The 17,912-nt window shown below is 61.1% G+C and carries 17 protein-coding genes; 7 read left to right on the forward strand and 10 right to left on the reverse strand.

All coding sequences use genetic code 11. The features are described from left to right. Positions 1-1,150: 1,150 nt before the first annotated feature. The 3 genes from H351_RS29090 to H351_RS29100 all read right to left on the reverse strand — a co-directional run bounded on the left by H351_RS29090 (position 1,151) and on the right by H351_RS29100 (position 5,053). Positions 1,151-2,335 (reverse strand): beta-propeller fold lactonase family protein, encoded by a 1,185-nt coding sequence (locus tag H351_RS29090; RefSeq protein WP_158510651.1) that lies wholly within the window; start codon positions 2,333-2,335, stop codon positions 1,151-1,153. Positions 2,336-2,898: 563 nt separating this feature from the next. Beyond that, positions 2,899-4,161 carry an McrC family protein gene (locus H351_RS29095; RefSeq protein WP_144440144.1) on the reverse strand — a complete coding sequence of 421 codons (1,263 nt, stop codon included), beginning with the start codon at positions 4,159-4,161 and terminating at the stop codon, positions 2,899-2,901. A 385-nt stretch (positions 4,162-4,546) separates the two neighbouring features. Then, positions 4,547-5,053: a hypothetical protein gene (locus tag H351_RS29100; RefSeq protein ID WP_029257032.1), complete on the reverse strand. Its 507-nt coding sequence runs from the start codon at positions 5,051-5,053 to the stop codon at positions 4,547-4,549. Positions 5,054-5,684: 631 nt separating this feature from the next. Between H351_RS29100 and H351_RS29105 the strand changes: the two genes are divergently transcribed. The 5 genes from H351_RS29105 to H351_RS29115 all read left to right on the forward strand — a co-directional run bounded on the left by H351_RS29105 (position 5,685) and on the right by H351_RS29115 (position 7,500). Then, positions 5,685-5,867 carry a hypothetical protein gene (locus H351_RS29105; RefSeq protein ID WP_029257031.1) on the forward strand — a complete coding sequence of 61 codons (183 nt, stop codon included), beginning with the start codon at positions 5,685-5,687 and terminating at the stop codon, positions 5,865-5,867. Beyond that, positions 5,864-6,088: a hypothetical protein gene (locus H351_RS31955; protein ID WP_144440145.1), complete on the forward strand. Its 225-nt coding sequence runs from the start codon at positions 5,864-5,866 to the stop codon at positions 6,086-6,088. Before H351_RS29105 ends, H351_RS31955 begins: the two co-directional genes overlap by 4 nt. Positions 6,089-6,124: 36 nt before the next feature. Then, on the forward strand, positions 6,125-6,301 hold the full coding sequence (locus H351_RS32150) for a hypothetical protein (protein ID WP_158510652.1): 177 nt from the start codon (positions 6,125-6,127) through the stop codon (positions 6,299-6,301). After that, the gene (locus tag H351_RS32155) at positions 6,298-6,468 is read left to right on the forward strand and encodes a hypothetical protein (RefSeq protein WP_158510653.1); all 171 of its coding nucleotides are present in this window, start codon (positions 6,298-6,300) and stop codon (positions 6,466-6,468) included. Before H351_RS32150 ends, H351_RS32155 begins: the two co-directional genes overlap by 4 nt. A gap of 393 nt (positions 6,469-6,861) precedes the next feature. Further along, positions 6,862-7,500: a hypothetical protein gene (locus H351_RS29115; RefSeq protein WP_059016395.1), complete on the forward strand. Its 639-nt coding sequence runs from the start codon at positions 6,862-6,864 to the stop codon at positions 7,498-7,500. Positions 7,501-8,120: 620 nt separating this feature from the next. Here the strand turns inward: H351_RS29115 and H351_RS32830 are convergent. The 3 genes from H351_RS32830 to H351_RS29125 form a co-directional block, all read right to left on the reverse strand. Then, positions 8,121-8,252, reverse strand: a complete 132-nt coding sequence (locus H351_RS32830; RefSeq protein WP_276328052.1) for a hypothetical protein — start codon at positions 8,250-8,252, stop codon at positions 8,121-8,123. Positions 8,253-8,429: 177 nt separating this feature from the next. After that, complete coding sequence (locus H351_RS29120; RefSeq protein WP_029257029.1) at positions 8,430-9,194, reverse strand: hypothetical protein; 765 nt, start codon at positions 9,192-9,194, stop codon at positions 8,430-8,432. A 183-nt stretch (positions 9,195-9,377) separates the two neighbouring features. Further along, positions 9,378-10,067, reverse strand: coding sequence for a PE-PPE domain-containing protein (locus H351_RS29125; protein ID WP_051636562.1), 690 nt, complete (start codon positions 10,065-10,067; stop codon positions 9,378-9,380). Between the two features lie 398 nt (positions 10,068-10,465). On the opposite strand from H351_RS29125, the gene H351_RS29130 reads away from it, so the two are divergent. After that, the gene (locus tag H351_RS29130; protein WP_029257027.1) at positions 10,466-10,687 is read left to right on the forward strand and encodes a hypothetical protein; all 222 of its coding nucleotides are present in this window, start codon (positions 10,466-10,468) and stop codon (positions 10,685-10,687) included. A gap of 311 nt (positions 10,688-10,998) precedes the next feature. On the opposite strand, the gene H351_RS29135 is transcribed toward H351_RS29130, so the two are convergent. From H351_RS29135 to H351_RS29150, 4 genes are all read right to left on the reverse strand, one after another. After that, positions 10,999-11,964 carry an FUSC family protein gene (locus H351_RS29135; RefSeq protein WP_029257026.1) on the reverse strand — a complete coding sequence of 322 codons (966 nt, stop codon included), beginning with the start codon at positions 11,962-11,964 and terminating at the stop codon, positions 10,999-11,001. A gap of 239 nt (positions 11,965-12,203) precedes the next feature. After that, complete coding sequence (locus tag H351_RS29140; protein WP_029257025.1) at positions 12,204-13,193, reverse strand: linear amide C-N hydrolase; 990 nt, start codon at positions 13,191-13,193, stop codon at positions 12,204-12,206. A gap of 146 nt (positions 13,194-13,339) precedes the next feature. Next, positions 13,340-15,106 (reverse strand): oleate hydratase, encoded by a 1,767-nt coding sequence (locus H351_RS29145; protein WP_029257024.1) that lies wholly within the window; start codon positions 15,104-15,106, stop codon positions 13,340-13,342. A 56-nt stretch (positions 15,107-15,162) separates the two neighbouring features. After that, the gene (locus H351_RS29150) at positions 15,163-15,399 is read right to left on the reverse strand and encodes a LapA family protein (RefSeq protein WP_244891522.1); all 237 of its coding nucleotides are present in this window, start codon (positions 15,397-15,399) and stop codon (positions 15,163-15,165) included. Between the two features lie 497 nt (positions 15,400-15,896). Here H351_RS29150 and H351_RS29155 point away from each other — a divergent pair, with 497 nt between their 5' ends. After that, positions 15,897-17,645, forward strand: coding sequence for an alpha/beta hydrolase (locus H351_RS29155; RefSeq protein WP_081051213.1), 1,749 nt, complete (start codon positions 15,897-15,899; stop codon positions 17,643-17,645). Positions 17,646-17,912 lie beyond the last annotated feature (267 nt).

Consider the following 17,912-nt stretch of genomic DNA (forward strand, 5'->3'; position numbering starts at 1 on the left):
GTTGTTCACGCCAGCGGGCCCACACGTGCGGTCGTCCAGGCTGCGCGGAGGTCCTATTCGGCCAGCGCCGGACCTCACTCCACAGAGAGGGACGAGCCCACCAGCTCATGACCTCATCGGAATTCCCTGGTGCCGACACCATCCTGCGGACACGAACAAGATTCCGGCGCGCAGGTTGTCGCAAAGGTACACGCACGCCAAGAATTTTTGTGATCCCTGTCACATTGGATTTTTGCGGAAACTACCCCCATGCCCGCGCCAACTGACCTCTAGCCCCCCTCTAGCGCGGTTTTACGCCACCGGCGAGATCGCGGACCGAGTGTTGTGTTGGCTTTCCGGGAGAAGGGCACCAGTTAAAGTTGTCGACAGTGACGCACCAACCGAAGTTCTAAGAGACATTCGGCCAAGGCATCACATCGCCTCCAAGCCTTCAACGGTGGCTCTCCACATTCTGCGCTCCGCTCCCGGAGCCGCTCATGAGGGGAAGGAGGTGAAACGAATGGTCAATCTTCCGCGTAAAAAACGGAAGGACCGGGACTACGTGGCGATAGTTACCGCTATCGCGTCAGTGGCCCTGGTCCTCATTGAACTGTTCCGTTAGGCAGACCAGCTGGGCTTTCGTTTGGATGCGGATGCCCAGCTTTTCTGTTTCCTCAGCATGTCAGGGTTGGCTTGCAATCCTGACAAGTTGCGTCGGTGCAACCCAAAGTATCGCCATTTCGAAAGTTCCGCAAAAGGGTCGCGGCTGAATTCGCATCGCAAGATCGCTACTTTCACCCTTACCCAGAGACACTGGCCGTCGATTCACCGCTCAGCGTGGACCTCAGAGGCCGAAACGCTGCCCACACGAAATGCTTGACGAACACCCCTCGACCGAGGGCGGCGAGCCCAAGGATTTTCAGCATGCCGCGCGGGCTCCACGACCTCGGTGTCGAGATGTAGCGGGGATCAGCAGGACACGCTGCTCCACTGTGACGGATTCCGGGTGTGTCGCGTTCTGTCGCTGATCTAGGTGGCACGAGTCCGGTCGAACCGCCCTTCCGGTGTGATGCCGGGCCGCGTCCTGTTTCTGCTGTCCTGTCGGCATGAACGACGGTGGCCGCCCACCCCCGTCGGGGTGGGCGGCCACCGGGCATGTGTGGTGCTGGGGTCAGGAGGTCCAGGTCGCCGAACCGAAGGAGCCGAGCGAGCCGGTCGGGGTCGGGGTGGTGTCGGTGATCTCGAGAACCACCGGCAGAACGGCATCGTCACCGATGCCGTTGGAGGCGGTGAGGGTGAACTCGAATCGACCAGCGACCGTGGGGGTTCCGGAGAGCACTCCGGTCGGGGTGAGGGTGAGTCCGTCGGGCAGGGCGCCGGCGGTTGCGGTCACGGTGGGGGCGAGTCGCCCGGTGGCGGTGAAGGTGTGATTGTAGGACTGGCCGACGATCCCGGCGGGTGGGGTTCCGGTGAGGGTGGGCGGCTGCTCGATCGCGATCACCGACACCGTGCTGCTTCCGAGGTCGGTGATGTAGGCGTGGTTCCCGTCTGGGGTGATCGCCGCCCCGCGCGGAATCGTGCCGACCGGGACGGTCGCGGTGACGGTGTTGGTGGTGGTGTCGATCACCGACACCGAGTTACTACCGGCGTTGGTGACGTAGGCGCGGTCACCGTCGGGGGTGATCGCCACCCCGTATGGAGCCGAGCCGACCGGGACGGTTGCGATGACGGTGTTGGTGGTGGTGTCGAGCACCGACACCGAGTTGCTGAGCTGGTTGGTGATGTAGGCGCGGTCACCGTCGGGGGTGATCGCCACCCCGTATGGAGCCGAGCCGACCGGGACGGTCGCGATGACGGTGTTGGTGGCAGTGTCGATCACCGACACCGAGTCGCCGCCGAGGTTGGTGACGTAGGCGCGGGTGCCGTCGGGGGTGATCGCCACCCCGACCGGAGTCGTGCCGACGCCGACCGGGACGGTCGCGATGACAGTGTTGGTGGTGGTGTCGAGCACCAACACCGTGCCGCCGGAGAAAGTGGTGATGTAGGCGCGGGTGCCGTCGGGGGTGATCGCCACCCCGAGCGGAGTCGTGCCGACCGGGACGGTCGCGGTGACGGTGTTGGTGGTGGTGTCGAGCACCGACACCGTGTCACTGTTCCCGTTGGTGATGTAGGCGTGGTTCCCGTTCGGGGTGATCGCCACCCCGGTCGGATTCGTGCCGACCGGGACGGTCGCGGTGACGGTGTCCGCTGACGCCGGCACCACCGAGATAGAGAGCGCTGCGGCCACGGCCACGGCCGCACCCAGAAACAGTCGCATCCGCCGCATCGGCAGACGTGATCGATCGACAACGGTCATAGAAACTGCGTCCTTCCAGGTGCGGACCGCACCCGTGGGGCGCGCAGCAGCCCACAAGCGACGCGGGGTACCAGAAAATAACATAACGGTCATCCGTCCCGAAACCGATTGCCCGCCGGAAACACGGCACCGACAGTCCCGGATGTTCGGTGGCAGTCAAACTAGCGTCGCGCTTCGCTAATCTTCGCCGCAAATCGACACTCGGCAACCTCCTGCCGGTGTCGCGGTCACCACCATCGACTCCGAACGGACCACGGCGATTGTCGACCACAGAGTCGTCGACTCGATACTTTGGGCGCCGCAACCCTCTATCGACATCCTTCGTCTACGTGGATCCGGCAGTGCCGTCATGTCTGACGATCGTGAACACCGACACGCCTCCGGCCCCGATTCTCACTTGGTCGCCCTGCTGCACGAAATTCTCCTCTGACGAGATGCCGATGACTGTCTATCTTCTCAGCTGCTCGCCGACGAATTTCCGTCTGTCTCATTCCACGACGTCGACAAGCCGATGCGTCATCGGGCCCAATGCGTCATCCTCAGATCCTGCTTGCCCGCAACGACTACGAGTCGTGTCCGACCACCGAGAATTCATCACCTTGCCGAGCCCTCATAGCCTCGACGAGCACGTCGATCGAGGCCAGCAACTCCGCTGGCGGCGTGGTCAGGTCGAGGGCGTGGCAGTAGATGGTGATGTCGGCGCCGACAACCTCGACCGCATGGGAAGCGGTGTCGCCTTTCGCGTAGATCAAGTGACCTTCCCGTAGTCCGAGGGCAGTGCAATAGGCGGTCAGTTGATACATGTCCGCGTTCGGACCCCTCTTGCCGGCAGTGATCGTTTTGTACTTGGCGTCGATCACTGCCACAGGCTTGTCGTCGCTGTCGTACCAGGTCAGGTCAGGTTCGATCGTGACACTGCGGCCATGATCGAGATACCGCGTCGGGCCGGATCCGGGGCGCACACCCCTACCGCCCCGGCGGGCGATCGCAGCAGCGGTGGTGGTCATCAGGAAATCCTCGAACACTTTCCACATGTCGAGGACGAAGCCTCGCACGACAATGTTCCCGATGCGGTGCTCGATGGACCGATGCTCGGTGATCAGCTCCGACAACTGCAATGCCCAGTGGTAGCGCTCGTTCAATCTCGTTCGCGCCGGGGACGGTTCGGCACCAGAGGTGGGCAGCGTGACGTCTGCGAGGGCGCGGCGGAGCCTGGCCAGCCTCGTCTGCAGACGGGGCGGGACTACCGCGGAATCGAGCAGAATCAAGGTGGCGGCGAGCAGCAGCTGGTTTTCGGCGATGTCTTCGTCGTATTCGTCATAGCGGATCTCCACAGGCAGTGCGAGCCCGAATCGTCGGGTGATCTGATCGCCCGCGCGTAGCCGTCCGCGCAAGACCGGGCCCGAGTCTTCGACTTCGCGGTAGCCGGAAAGCAACCCGCGGACAGTCGCGCGCTCGGCGGCGACGACGAACGCTTCGGCCAACGCCGCAACCAGGTCGGTATCCGTATCGGCGAGTGCGGTGTGCTGCGACCACCACGCAGGGTCACCGGCGTAGCCCATCATCCACATCACGCAGCTGATCGGTGTTTTCGGTTCCACCCTCACCGTGAAAGCGTCGATGGTCACGGCACCGATCTTCCGGGTGGCGGACAGTGTGAACACTCCGGGAGTGCTCGTGGGTGTGACCGTGACCAGCCCAGTGGCCGCGAACGCTGCAGCACCCTCCGGCGTCAACGCCACCTGCGGGCGGCACACCAGGCAGCCGGCGCAACCGTAACCGCATGGTGCCCGCTCGAAGAGGGTCACCGTGACTGGAACATTCACCGGTGGTCAGGCTCTTCTCCACAGCAGCAAGGCCGTATCGGGCATCGAGATCCACAGTGCGGTCAACGCTTCTCGGCTTGATGGGCAGACCCCGACAGCACGCAACGATGGCTGTGAGCACCTTCCACTCCGGGCGGCGTAGTCAATCGAGATTGCGATGTAGCCACGCGAGCACTTTCCCCTGGAGCGATGTCGAAAAACGCACGGCTGCTGCACTCTTCGACAGTCGTTCACAGCTGATCAGTAGAGACGCGGAGCGACCACACGAACTCCTGACGCAGACCGGCGTACCGTCCCGGCATGCGCAGCGCACCGCGGTCGAGCTCCCCAGGCAGGGGTCAGGGTGCACCGACCGCGCTGCGCCAGTGGAGATTCCGGCCCTCAGTCAGCTTCCGAAGTTCACGCCCGTCTCCGGTATGGGTGCATCTGTGCTGGGGATTGTCACAACCCATGATGCTTGTTGCACTGTGTAGACGGTGTAGGGGAACACGGTAAGGTAGGGCTCGATTCCTGGATAATCCGATATCCACATGCTCGTAGCTTCGCCACTACTGGTGCACGTTGCCAGAACCACGTATGAGCCGTCGGGGATGTCCGTCACGACCTGAGCGGTTGTCGCGGCCGGGATCTCGCCAGTGGTTCCAATCGTTTGACCCGCTCGCAGCGTGTCCTCGACCGGCGGCAGCACTCCTCCGGGCGCATTGCCGAGCAGTGTCCCGCAGTGCAGCGGCACTCCCGAATTGTTGGTGATCGTATTGGTCACCGTCGACCCCGATGCGGTGTACGCGAAACTGACGTCCGCGGCAGTGGAAGCTGATGCCAGCGTGGGCGCGGCCATAGCCAGAGGAAGAGTTGCAGCACCCACGAGCGCTGCGCGCGTGATCGATCGCATTGAATCTCCTTAACGTTCACGATGAATCGTCATCACCGATCTTTACACTAAAACAGACCGACCACGCCGATTTCGGCAGATGTCGGTTCCTTTGTTAACAATCTGACCCTCAGCATCGAGACGTAAGCACGCGGCGGTCATGCAGGATTCCAGGCGGATGTCGGGCGAGGCTCCCCGATCCCTGATCTCGTCGAAACTTCACAGGGGGCAGGGAGGATCAAGGCCAAAACTGCACCGGTACAACATGCTTAACGATCGGATACGTCACCCCACGTAGATCTTTACTGTCATGCAGCGGAGGTGCCGTACTGAGATCGTCCGATCCGGCGTTGAAGTGCCCCCTACTCGAATCCAGTCAGGTCAGTTCACGCCCGATCGAAGTGTGTGTGCTCCAGAGAAGAACTGGGGCACACACACTTCGATTCAGATGTGGCTTACTCCAGTGGGGCTAGGGTGAAGCTGCGAACAGGAACCCGCTCGAGAATCGCCGGTCGGCGGACGTTGCGCCGCCGAGTTCGATGTCCGTTTCGCCGATTCGTCGCATCCGGTCCCGTTGTACGCCTTCACGAACCCGTGACTGTTGTACGAGCCGGTACCGCAATCGGAATTGGATTGGGATTCAACAGAAGCGATGGACACTCCTCTCGCCCAGACGTACAGCAACCAAAAGGTCTTCAAAGCTGCAGTCAACGCCCTCGGCAGCAACTCCCGGAACTGGGCGAGTTTCGTCAAGGTCCGTGACCAGCACCTCGAAGGACTTCTCTACGACTTCGACCCCGAAAAATCCACACCGCCGTCCTCGACGGGACGTTGACCCTCGCCGATCTCCGCGAGCATTTAAGCGGGCAGGGACGCCGGCGATACAAAGCGATCATCCGCTGGGCGCAGCTGCTGACCAAGCATCCCAATTACTACGACCAGATCCTCGGAATCGCGCGCCTTCGTCGCCCTCGCAGAGATGCCGACCACCCGCTCGGCAACCAGCATCCGATGATGTGCCTCGCCGGCTACCTGATCGCACCTCCCCGCCGCTGACCCGGCGATAAACACATCGACACCGACATCGTGTCGATGACGCCCCGCGATCGAGACCTCCCCGGCATGGGCTTCCCCCTCGCCAGTGAATTCCTCCGCAACCTGCATTGGAACGGGTTCAAACCCGACCGCCACATCACTAGGCGCCTGCGTCTCTGGGTTCCCGAACTCGCGGACACTGTCGGACCGACGTCGACCGTCTCTGCACCTTGATCGGAAGCCGGAACCAGTCCCTGCGCTACTTCCTCAAATATTCACTGATCGGTGTTGCCATCACCCCGGACGGCAACTACTCGCGCGCCGACAACCTCATCTGGATGCTCGGCGCCTATCTGGAAAAGAAGAACAAGGAATCGGACGTGCAGTACATCCACGACTAGAAGTCTGTCGCGGAGGAGCAGAGTTCGGACACCTCTTACCTTCCCGGCCGCTGCTCCCTGGACCCAAGCGGTAAGAGGAGAACACTCAGCACACCCCCCCGGGGGTGACCCACCCGGCTGGTCGTCAGTACCAGCCAGGTGGGTCGAGTGCGCCCAACTCTGGGGGGCCAGGCACACGATCAGTGAGCGGCCCGCCTGAAGTCATGTGACAACATCTCGGCGAGCCCCCATCCATCGCCGTCTCGACCAGAGACGACGCGGAAAAGGAATGTAGCGCACACAGTTCCGCTGATCCGCCACCGCCCTGCGACTTACAGCGGCCACGTCCCTCCCACAGTTCGGCCGATCTAAGCTCACCTGAACAACCAAAGCCACACCCTCACAGGAGCAGCGATGAGTCCTCGGCCCACCTGGCTCCACACCCGATCCACCGAACTCCGGTCCGCCCTCCTCGATCTCGGGCTCACGATCACCGACACCGACGCCCACACAATCCTCGACGACAAACTCACCGAATACGCGACCCTGATGCGAGTCACCCGCCAGACCGCACAGCGAGACTTCACCGACGAACGCCTGATTGCCTTCGCGCAATCACTGGCACGGTCCCTCTCCGACGAAGCCCCCGGCGCCGACCTGATCGAATTCGAACGCACCATCTCCATGCCCGTCGCCGCCGTCGGGTTGACCACCGCGGCACTGGCCGAAGCCTTGAAAGTCGCGCACATCAACCTCGACGACAAAGAAGCCGTCGCCGGCCTGTCCCTACTGTCGACTCTCGGCATGATCACCGCCGACGCGAACGACTCCGTCGTCCCGACCCCACGTCCGCTGCTCTTGCGGATCGCTCGTTACCTCGACGGCGCCGCGGCATCCATCACCGAAGGTGCGAATCTTCCCGACGGACTCGACGACACCCACAGACGGCAATTCGCGGACATCCTTGCCCAGGACGCCGACGGAATCCGGGCCCTCGCCAACACCGACGACGGCGACACTCCGACACTGTGGCGCACCCCCAACCCACGATGACCACCGGGCAGCGAATCGCAGTCCACACGCCGAAAACCTGCCGGACGGCTCGCCCGCCGATAGACCAGGGGTGGCTACCGGCGGAGCGTTCGCCATACCCGTTGGGGACCGGGTGATGCCGCCCCCGAAAATTTACGTGCCGCCCACCCCGGTTACCAGTCTTCGCACAGTTACAGCTACTTGAGCATTGAACTTTGTGTCCGAAACGCATGGTTCATCTTCAGGCTTGCCTGGCGGGTTACCGCTGCCTCAGGGGCGACCTTGTGGCCACAAGATCGCTGTCGGCTTCTTCATGCGTATCGATTCCCACGAGCGTGATGTCATCGTCGGCCGTCAAAATCCAGCCTTTCGCGAAAAACCACCCACGTGCACCTCCACCTATTTGCTTTGTCTGCGTCCGGAACGCTGTACAGCCGTGGACAATTCACGCAGGTCGAGCGCTAGCAAGATATATCAGTCATCGCTCAATGACCGTACGCCGATGTTAAGCATCTGCCTGCCCGGTCAGTGAGAGACTTCCTGCACGTCGGAACCGATGAAAATTCGGATCCCACGTGCAGGGAGTCGTTGATGCCGAGCTCACACTCCGGTGACATGCTCGGCGTCGGGCTGAATGGTGCTCAGCTGAGCGAGTTCAGGGCGGTGATGAAGGAGACGGTAGTGATGCCGAGCTTGAGCAGTTCGCTGATCTTGCCGAGATTCAGTTCCTCGAGCGATTCGGTGCTCAGCGATGCGGTGTCGAAAGATCCCATGAAAACTCCTCAGTACATTATCGATTGAACGGTAGTGACAATCAGCGGAGGGAGAAGGGGGCAGACCCCGGATACACAGGGCTCCGCCGCCTTCTTTGCCTTGGGGCTGCCAGTGCGCCGGGAGGTGGCCGTTCGCAACCGCTACCGCACAGTGGACCTGCCCCTGCCCTTCCGCATCTAGCTGCCGAAGATGTTGCCCAGGTTGCCCAGTGAGCCGGTGCCGGTTTCGGGCTCGGCATCCTTCTTGGCGAAGTTGGTGGTGCACCCGTTGAACGTCACCGCGTCGACGAGGGTGGAGGTTGCGGCCGAGCCACGGCCGATACTCACACCGTAGTGGTCGACGACAGCGTTCGGCTGCGCGTCGGCGATAACGTCGAGGCTCACACGTGCGAAGTCCTTTGCGCCGTCGATGTTCTGGGTGCTCCACCACTGGCCGTCCTGAAGGTTGGCGTGCACGGCGCCGTCGGTGGTGTCCGGTGCGGTAACGCCCGGAACCCACACGAGGGTGGTGAATCCGGTGGACTCGGTGAACTTTCCGCCGGTGGTGCCACTCAAGCGCAGCTGGAACGATGCCTTCGCAGTGGCTGCGCGCTCGGCGAAGCCGATTTCGGTGTCGAGGATGTCGGAAAGCTTCACACCGCCCGCCGAGTGATACGACACGGAACGGTCTTCGACGCCGTCGACCTCGAGCTCGAGGGAGCCGTCCTCGTCGAGGACGTTCTCGGCCGAGTACGAGGCAGTCTGATCCTTCTCGTCGTCGAACGGGATACCCCAACCGTTAGTGCTGGTTTCGGTGGAGGTCGCATCACACGTGAAGCCAGGCGCCGTCTCATCCGAGCCGAGCGAACCCGTGGGCAGGGCGCCGGCGACGGCGGGGGCGATCAGGACTGCGGAGCTGACGAGTGCGGCGACAATTCCGGCGCGGCGAGCAGTGGTGGACATACGAGTTGAACCTCTCGATAAGGAATACGAGTAAAGATCAGCAAAAATTAGCACAGACTGTCCGGTTTGTGAACGTTTAACTATCGCGTGACCGTAATTCACACACAACCGGAAAGCATTGCCCAGTAACGTGTTCCAGTTTTCGCATGATCGTTCAATTTCCCATAATGTGGGATCACATTCCTAGCGATAACTGGTGTGCGTCATCAGATAGCCGGCGAAAGTGTCCGCGCCGAGCGGTTCCCGGGCATCACATACTCCATCGGTGGGAGCGCAGATCCACTCGACCTCCACCAGACGGAACGGTGCCCGCTCTCCCGTGAAAGTGACGCCGGTCGGGGCTCTCTCTCCCGCGAGGGCGACCTCGATTCCTGTCTGCGGCTGACGGGGGTCGGCGTAGAGCCGGACTTGGACCCGGGCGGCGAGATCCGTGCCGAGGTCGCCGCGGTCGATCTCCGCAGCCAGATCCCCGACGATGCGCGCACCCTGGGAGTACCCGAGGAGGACGTATCGGGTCGACGAGCCGCACGCGTGTTCCTGCACGGCAATCCGATCGCGAAGCCGTGACGTGCCGATCGCGACGGAATCGTCGTAGTTCCGCGTCCAGCCGGCGACGCCGGCAAGGATTCCGCCCGGATACTCCACATGCTCGACGACGTACCCGAGAGCCCGGTAGTCGCCGGCGATGGCGTTGAGCGGCGAGGCGGGATCGATACTCGTCGGTGTATGTGGACCCTTCGTGCCGTCCACGGCGAGCACCAGCGGCACCATGCACGTGTCAGGAACGGAGGCAGAGGAATATTGCTGCGGGAATGCGACGGTGATGGCAATCGCTGCTACAGCGACGGAAACGAAACGAGATTTCTTGAACACGACAGTTTTCCCGGTGTACGAGGCGGATGCAGCGAACGCTGCGAGAAGGTAACCGCATGTGAAATTAGCGATCCGGGAATCGGCGCGCGAGGTGATATATAGGGTGACCCGCCCACAAAGCCACCGAACAGGAACGCGTTTCGCTAATGCCTTGCGGCTTGTTCGATCGCGTCCTGCCCCAGCCCGGGTTTCGCATTACCAGTTCACGATCGCGATCCGACAGGAGAGGGCGAAGCTCGACATTGCCTCCCGAGCACCGACCGGTCAGCAATGACGCAGTAACATCCCTGACCGTGGTGCGCTGCTTTCCGCCTCGGTTCCAGCGCACCACCCCACACCAACACAGGCAGTCACTTCCCTTCGCGCTGCCTGAATGATCGACACTGCAGGAGCTACCCATGACCTCCCCCGCCGAGCGTCTGATCGCCAAACTCGAGCAACTCCCCATCGGCGATGACGCCCCCATGTGTTCACTCCTGCGCACAACGCTGCTCACACACGCGCAACACGGCAGCGACATCACCGAACCCACCGTGCTCGGACTGCTCGCTATCACCGGAGTCCTCGAAGAACGCCTCACCCGACTCGAAGCCACGATCCAACCAGCCGTCACTCCATGACCCCAGCACCGCCTCGCTCGAACCGACGAACGCATGCACGAACGGCTCGGCGTGTCAGTCGAAACTGCTCTGATTCTCGGCTGCATCCTCTTCGCCATCGTCATCGCCTGGTGGGCGGCCTGAAAGAAACTTCTCTGTCGAAAAGGCAAAGACAGCAGGTTTTTCGACATAGATTGTCGACACGAAATCTCGACACCCCGACCTCACAACGATCTGCGGGCATGCATACCTCACAAAAGCGTCGAATACCGATCAGTTCTCGACAAGTGTTCGTTCCAGCTCACGGACTTTTTGCGAGGAAGCGACCTTCTTCACCGTTCCGTGCGGGTGTGATCCCGGTGCAGCCACTTGTGATAGTTGCCGAGCACAAAATACAGCACGACAGCGACCGCACCGGCGACAAGGACGGCGACAACGCGTTGTGCTCCGAGATCGACCACCCTCGACGATCCGGATAACGAAGCCATGAGAATCACCGTCGGTGTGAGCAACGAGATGTAGAGCAGCCGTTTGTCATCCTCGAGGTAAGCGAGCGTCAGTATCGCGCAGACGAGAAGCAGTACCACCACGAGCGGCGTCGGGAGAAACGACGCCAATGCCGTGACGGCGACAGCGCCGATCGCCGTCCCGAGGATGCGTTCACTGATCTGTCCGGGGTGCTCGTGTGGATCTGGAACGAAGATCAGGCAGAACGCGAGCAATGCCCAGGTCACTCTGGGTAGGTCGAGCAGATCCATCACACCGACAATCACGACGCAGCCGAGTGCGAGTAGAACTCCGTATTCGAATGCTTGCCGTGCCGGCAACGCGTGCCGGGTAGGGGGCAGACGGGCAATGTATGCCGCCGCAACGACGAGCAGGGAACCGAGCAAGGTCCCCGCCGCGGCTTGCCACGGCGACGAGCCCGGCTCGAACCCACTGAACACTACGAAGTTCACCGGTGACCCCGAGATCGCGGCCACGCTGCCACTCGCGAACGCGCCCTGCACGAGGCACACGCCGATCAGCACGACCAGGATCAACCACCTGTCGCTGCCGGCCATCTGGACGCCCAGGAAACTCACCGCGCTGGCCCATAGTGCGGCGAGCAGTTGCTGGCGTCGGGACAGCCGACGAATCGCTGGAACCAGAAACATCATCCCGAGGTAGGCAGCATTTGCGAAATGGGGTCCGCCGACGAACGCAATGCTGCCTATCACGATCACCGCTGTCAGGACGAGACCGGCAGCCGTCATCACCGATTTGCGTGAAACACCGAACGCCTGAACGTCAACCATCTCACTCCCGTGCCGCCGGGTACGGCCCGGTTCGAGAAGTTGCTTACTGCAATAGAAATACACTGGTTAGTGACGATCAATCGTTGCAACACTGGTCCATTGATAGACCAATGGCGTGCGACTGTGCTGCCTGCCGCCCGGCCAGCTCGCCAATGTGACAGTGCCTCGGTCACGAACAGTGCCAGCGAGGGTGGCCACCTGACTGGGTGGCCCCCCTCCCTGCGAACTGCTGACTTCGATCAGGCCGACAGGGTCAGGAATTGCATCGCGGCTGTCTTCTCGAATCGGCGAGAGACGTTGCCGGCAAGCCCTCCTTCGAGGGATGTATCGCCCATCAGATCGAGTTTGCCCGCAGGCGCACCCTCGCTGAAGTTCAACTTGTCCAGATCCACCCAGACGACATTAGGTCGCGTGGTCGAGTCGAAGACGTACCGCTTGTTGGTCAAGTCTGCCACCGTCTGCCAGATCGTCTGCGATGCATAGGGTTTGTCCGGGTCAGGAATGCGGAAAGGTTGCGCCGCATTACGGATCACACTGAACATTCCCGCGACAGCCTCGACTTCACTCTTAGGTTGGGGCAGTCGGCCTACGTAGTATGCGGCGCGGGCGAACCGGTCGGCTGCGAGTGTGGTGCCAGGCAGAGGGGTAGTGCCCCCGAAGCCGTCGACCTCTTTGAGAAGTTCGATCTGCTTGTCGTAGGCCGGGGAATTTGTCATCACGAGGTGTTCGCGGCTGTGCCAGACGGTGGCCTTGCCATCCAGGTATTCGATGATCGCCGAATCACCGGTCGCATCGTCCAACGCGAGATGAACTGCAGGCACTTCGCCGGTCGCCGGATCGCCCAGTGGGACAACCTGAACGTCGACGTCGCTGATCCACGCGGCGGCATCGGCAACGGTGGAGAAGTTGTCCAGGAAGTACTGCAGCCAGACCGCCATGCTCAGAGCCGGTCTCGACGTGTCGTGAGTACCGTAATCCGATTCCGCTAGCCACAGAATATGACCTGCTAATCCCGCTTCGTTCATACCGTCGACCGACATCATGTCGAAAGCGCCGGCCACGACACTGCCGTATTCGGCAGTCCAACTCAGAGAACCGCCTACGCCGTCGTCGCGTTTGATCCCACGCGGAAGCGACCACAGGTTCGTACCGGTGTCGCGATGGTAATCCATATTTCGTCCGACAAGAACAGATCCGGCCGCGTCAGGCCACATCACCCTGGTACACATTGATTTTGCCTTCCGTAGTTCTTCGAGAACTTCATAGTTGCCCGAGGTCCAGACCGAGATTCAGCTCCGAGACGCCCCTTCGACCACACCCGAACGGGCATTTTCTCTCAGAAGACCTCATTGACAAAGACATTCAGAAACCAGCGTCATTCTCGGGGGAGAATGTGGTATTCGTGCAGCAGCTGTCCGATCTCGTTCTCGTCGAGCTTCTTGTCCAGTCGGCGGCGAAGTAGTTTCGGCAACGGCACGCTCTCCTCCTTCTTGTCATTGAGGAAGTAGGTTGCTTGGAGAAGTTTGCGGATGTCGTAGGTGGAGCCGAAAACTTCCGGCACTCCGCGCTCGATCCCGAGCAGGCTGTACGCGGCCTCCATCCCGGTGCGGACCGAGTACTCCGTCGTGAAGATGCAGTCGCGTGTTGTTTCCGCGAACTGGCCGAGGAAGGCGAAGTTGACAGCACCATCCGGTACAACCGCAGGCCGGTCACCGGCCTGACGGGGCATGAAAAAGGAAGTGACATAGGGCATCATCACTGGAACGGTCTTCGCCGCATTGGCCGCGAGTTCCGGGATGTCCTCGACTGGAACGCCCATGTGATAGAGCCACTCTTGGGTGATTTCCTCGCCGGTGCATTCCTGCATCGGCTTGTCGACGTAGTCACCGGGGACGTCGACGAATAGTGAGTAGACCCAGACGACGATCTGATCCTTGGGTTGTTGTTTGAAATGCGGTTGCCGGTTTACGGTCCAGCTCATCAACCACTTCGAATCTCGCGCTGTCACGATGCCGCCGGTGACTACGCGTCCGCTGAATGGGTCACGCTTGCATATCTTTTCGATGTATTCTGGGATTCGGGCATCCAACGTGGTCACTGTCGCCGATTCCCACTTGGTTTCTGCGACGTGCCCACCGAAGACGTCTGGTCGCCCGAATGCGGGGTCTTTCGTTGCTATACGACGCCACAAATCCCACGCTGGAGCAGGGCCCTCGTCGAGTTTCGCCGGCGTGTGATGGTCTCCGTTGTTCGAGTTCTCGGTGAGCGAGCCGATGGTAGTCAACACCAAATCGCCGTCACCGAGGTCGACCCCACCCGTAACACCCTCGGATTTCCAGTGAATGCGTTTGGCCCGCTTGACTTCACCCGTGATATCGAAGTCAATGTCGGTGACTTCAGTATCGAACCGAAAATTCACTCCCTGATCGAGCAGCCACGTGTACAGCGGCAGCACGAGAGACTCGTACTGGTTGTATTTGGTGAACTTGAGGGTACTCAGGTCCGGCAGGCCTTTGATGTGATGGATGAATCGATGCAGGTACAGCTTGATTTCGAGAGCACTGTGCCATTCCTCGAACGCGAACATCGTGCGCCAGTACAGCCAGAAATTGCTTGCGAGGAAATCCTTGCCGAACACCTCGTTGATGCGCTTGTTCTCGAGTTCGCTACGCGGAGTGAGAAAGACCTTCATGATGTCCTTCTGCGCCTTCGAGTTCAGATTGAACTTGAAGTCTGTATGCGCGTCCTCACCCTGACGTTCGGTGACGCGCTGCAGCGAATAGTTCGGGTCGTCTTTGTTGAGCCAGTAGAATTCGTCGAGCACACTGGCGTCCTCGACCTCGATCGAGGGGACAGAGCGGAACAGGTCCCACAGACATTCGAAGTGATCTTCCATCTCGCGGCCACCGCGAATGACGAAGCCCTTCTCTGGTTCCTTGATCCCGTCGAGTGCACCGCCGGGCAATTTCAACCGCTCCAGGACGGTGATGTTGTTTCCCGCCATCCGGCCGTCGCGGATCATGAATGCCGCACCGGCAAGCGATGCAAGCCCCGATCCAACGAACCATGCAGTCTTGCCGTCCACCCCGTCAGGCTTGCGTGGCCGCGCGAACGCTTCGTAGTTTCCACTGCTGTAATACATTGTTCCCCATCTCATTTAGAGGTGTAGCGATAGATGTATTCGTCGGAGTCATGGTTTCAATTGGTGGTTTTCGTGCGGCGGGTGGTCAACAAGCCGGCGATCCAGCCGAGAAGGAGGATCACGACAAGGGTGAGCCAGAGCGGGGACTGCACGGATACCCAGAACAGTTGGATCGTGGTCGCGGCGCGGTTCTGGACGATGAAGATCACCGCCAGCACCACCAGCACCGAGGCGAGGATGTTACGGGAGGTGAGCAGTGATCGTGCAGAGGTATTCCGAGTTTCCGAACCCATAGGAGGCTCCCCCTTTCCTTGTCAGTGATATCGACCAAATCCTTTGTTCGACGAGACGCCAGGCTCTCCCGTGAAGGTCCAGTTCCTCCTCACCGCAATCGGTGAGTATTTGATCGTCGGCGAGCATGGAAATGTCGTGTGCCGCTGGGTCATGACGTCATTCCGGGTGATGCCGTAAATTCCGGAACAGCGTCAACGAGGGAGGTCGTGACAATCGAAATCTAACACGCGCTACGGCGAAATGTCGGGTTTGCAATTCGGGTAGAAAGGTCGACTTCTTCTCTCGCCCATCTGGTAATTTCATGTCGACTACCGGACTTTGAATTCAACGCAAGTGTCACTTCATGTCACACCAATTCAGTGCGCCGTCCCGTGATCAGCGCAAACTATAGGCAGTGTGCGGGGGGGCAGCTGTCCCAATAGTCGAAGAATCTTGGGGAGCACCTGTTGTACGAAATCAAGTCCGTCGTGATCGGCGGCCGAGAGGATCAACGCCCATGAGCACCGCGACGGTCACCCCCGAGTTGGGCCCGCCTCAGGATCCCTTGGGCGGGCGCGGACCCTGGTTGGTCGCCCGTGCCACGTCGAATCTTCGCCGGTGGCTTGCGCGTTTTCATCCGGTCGGCCTCGCAGGGGCCCTGTTGTTCTATTGCTGGTCACTCTCGCCGTCTCTACTCCCCCGCGCGTGGTACCTGCAGGGAGTAGCCACAGGCATCAGTCTTGCGACCGGGTACGGACTGGGCGTTCTCATCGCCTGGGTCGTACGCAAGGTGGGGGTATCCGTGCGCTGGTCGGCGAGGCAGAAGAGGATCGGTTGGTACCTGCTGGCTGCTACCGCGCTCATCGTTGTCCCGTTGTTTCTGGTTCTCGGATCGTGGTGGCAGGACATCAGCCGAGATCTGGTGGGCATGGAACCGGGAAGTAGCTGGGACTACCCCGGGGTGCTTGCCGTCGCGGTGGTCGTCGCGGTCATCATATTGGTCGCCGGACGCGGGTTTCGTCGTGTCGCACAGCGGCTCAGCCGCCTCACCATGCGATTTCTTCCCGCACCCGTCGCGCGAGCCTCCAGCGTGTTGGTCGTCGGCCTTGTCATGGTGCTGCTGGTGGAAGGGTTGGTCTCGACCGAGATTGCACGGATCGCGCACGGATCGGCAATGGCGACGGATGAGGGCACCCCCGACGGCATCGTCGCGCCACAGGCCCCGGAACGCTCCGGCTCGCCCGTCTCCCTCGAACCGTGGGATTCACTCGGCCGTGAGGGCCGCACGTTTGTCGCCGGCGGCCCGGACCTGCAGGAAATATCCGCAGTCACGGGAGAAGCAGCGTTGACACCGATTCGTGTGTACGCGGGATATCGGTCGCTCGACGGAACCGGCGCCGAACCCGGTGAGGAGTCGATGGGCATCCTCGCCGACCATGTCGTAGCGGAACTCGAGCGCACCCGCGCATTCGAGCGGGAGTATCTGGCAGTGGCCACGACGACCGGGCGCGGGTGGGTCAACCAGGATGTCGCGGCCGCGCTGGAGTACCTCGCTGGCGGTAACTCGGCGATCGCGGCGATGCAGTATTCGTACCTCGCGAGCCCCTTGGCATTCCTGGCCGACCGGGTTTCGCCCCGTACGGCAGGTCGTGCTCTGTTCGAGGCGGTATACGACCGGTGGAGCCAACTTCCGGCGGAGACACGTCCGAAGTTACTCACCTTCGGCGAATCCCTCGGATCGTACGGAGGCCAGTCCGCGTTCTCCGGCATTCAGGACATGATCACCAGAACAGACGGTGCTCTGTGGGTGGGAACCCCCAATTTCACCGAACAATGGCGCCGCATCACCGACTCCCGAGATCCGGGAAGTCGCGAGATCCTGCCGGTCGTCTACGGCGGCCGCAACGTACGTTTCGCGGCCACACCGGCAGATCTAGCCGACATTGACGGTCTGGGAGAGTGGGATTCACCCCGGATCGTGTATTGGCAGCACCCGAGCGATCCCATCGTGTGGTGGTCGTCCGACCTGATCTTGCATCGCCCCGACTGGTTGGCCGAAGAACGCGGCGCAGACATCGACCAGGGAATGTCCTGGATCCCGTTCGTGACGTTCTGGCAAGTCACCCTGGACATGGTGTTCGCCGCCGAAGTACCCGGCGGGCACGGTCACTCGTATACGACCGAGGCCGTGCTCTTTTGGGCAGATGTTCTCGGCATCGAAGATTCCGGGCGCATCGACCGCATATTCGACAAGATGAATCCGTAGAGCGACAAGTGAGTCGGCCGCACGGGTAGCACCATGAACCGCCGCGAACATCACTCACGGCCTTAACCCCTACACCCGATTACCTCGCCGGTTCGTGAAACGCTGAATCGAAAAGGACAATTCAATCGAAACTTCGCTACACGATCTCAGACGAACCTGCACTTCGGATATAAACCGCACTTGAACTATTAGCAGCCGCTTCGAATTAACCAGGTCAGGACGTCTCACACCCTGACATCTTGGTAGCGTTATACCATCGGCAGTTTC

The organism is Rhodococcus erythropolis R138, assembly GCF_000696675.2.
GTDB classification, from domain to species: Bacteria; Actinomycetota; Actinomycetes; order Mycobacteriales; family Mycobacteriaceae; genus Rhodococcus_F; species Rhodococcus_F erythropolis.

Bases quoted from the DNA above. Each gene is read 5' to 3' on its own strand.
- H351_RS29105 (WP_029257031.1), top strand. From the start codon at position 5,685: ATGGACACTCCTCTCGCCCAGACGTACAGCAACCAAAAGGTCTTCAAA.
- H351_RS29135 (WP_029257026.1), bottom strand. From the start codon at position 11,964: ATGGTTGACGTTCAGGCGTTCGGTGTTTCACGCAAATCGGTGATGACG.
- H351_RS29115 (WP_059016395.1), top strand. From the start codon at position 6,862: ATGAGTCCTCGGCCCACCTGGCTCCACACCCGATCCACCGAACTCCGG.
- H351_RS29140 (WP_029257025.1), bottom strand. From the start codon at position 13,193: ATGTGTACCAGGGTGATGTGGCCTGACGCGGCCGGATCTGTTCTTGTC.
- H351_RS29100 (WP_029257032.1), bottom strand. From the start codon at position 5,053: ATGCGATCGATCACGCGCGCAGCGCTCGTGGGTGCTGCAACTCTTCCT.
- H351_RS32150 (WP_158510652.1), top strand. From the start codon at position 6,125: ATGACGCCCCGCGATCGAGACCTCCCCGGCATGGGCTTCCCCCTCGCC.
- H351_RS29090 (WP_158510651.1), bottom strand. From the start codon at position 2,335: ATGACCGTTGTCGATCGATCACGTCTGCCGATGCGGCGGATGCGACTG.
- H351_RS29150 (WP_244891522.1), bottom strand. From the start codon at position 15,399: ATGGGTTCGGAAACTCGGAATACCTCTGCACGATCACTGCTCACCTCC.
- H351_RS29155 (WP_081051213.1), top strand. From the start codon at position 15,897: ATGAGCACCGCGACGGTCACCCCCGAGTTGGGCCCGCCTCAGGATCCC.
- H351_RS29130 (WP_029257027.1), top strand. From the start codon at position 10,466: ATGACCTCCCCCGCCGAGCGTCTGATCGCCAAACTCGAGCAACTCCCC.
- H351_RS29145 (WP_029257024.1), bottom strand. From the start codon at position 15,106: ATGTATTACAGCAGTGGAAACTACGAAGCGTTCGCGCGGCCACGCAAG.
- H351_RS29120 (WP_029257029.1), bottom strand. From the start codon at position 9,194: ATGTCCACCACTGCTCGCCGCGCCGGAATTGTCGCCGCACTCGTCAGC.
- H351_RS32830 (WP_276328052.1), bottom strand. From the start codon at position 8,252: ATGGGATCTTTCGACACCGCATCGCTGAGCACCGAATCGCTCGAGGAA.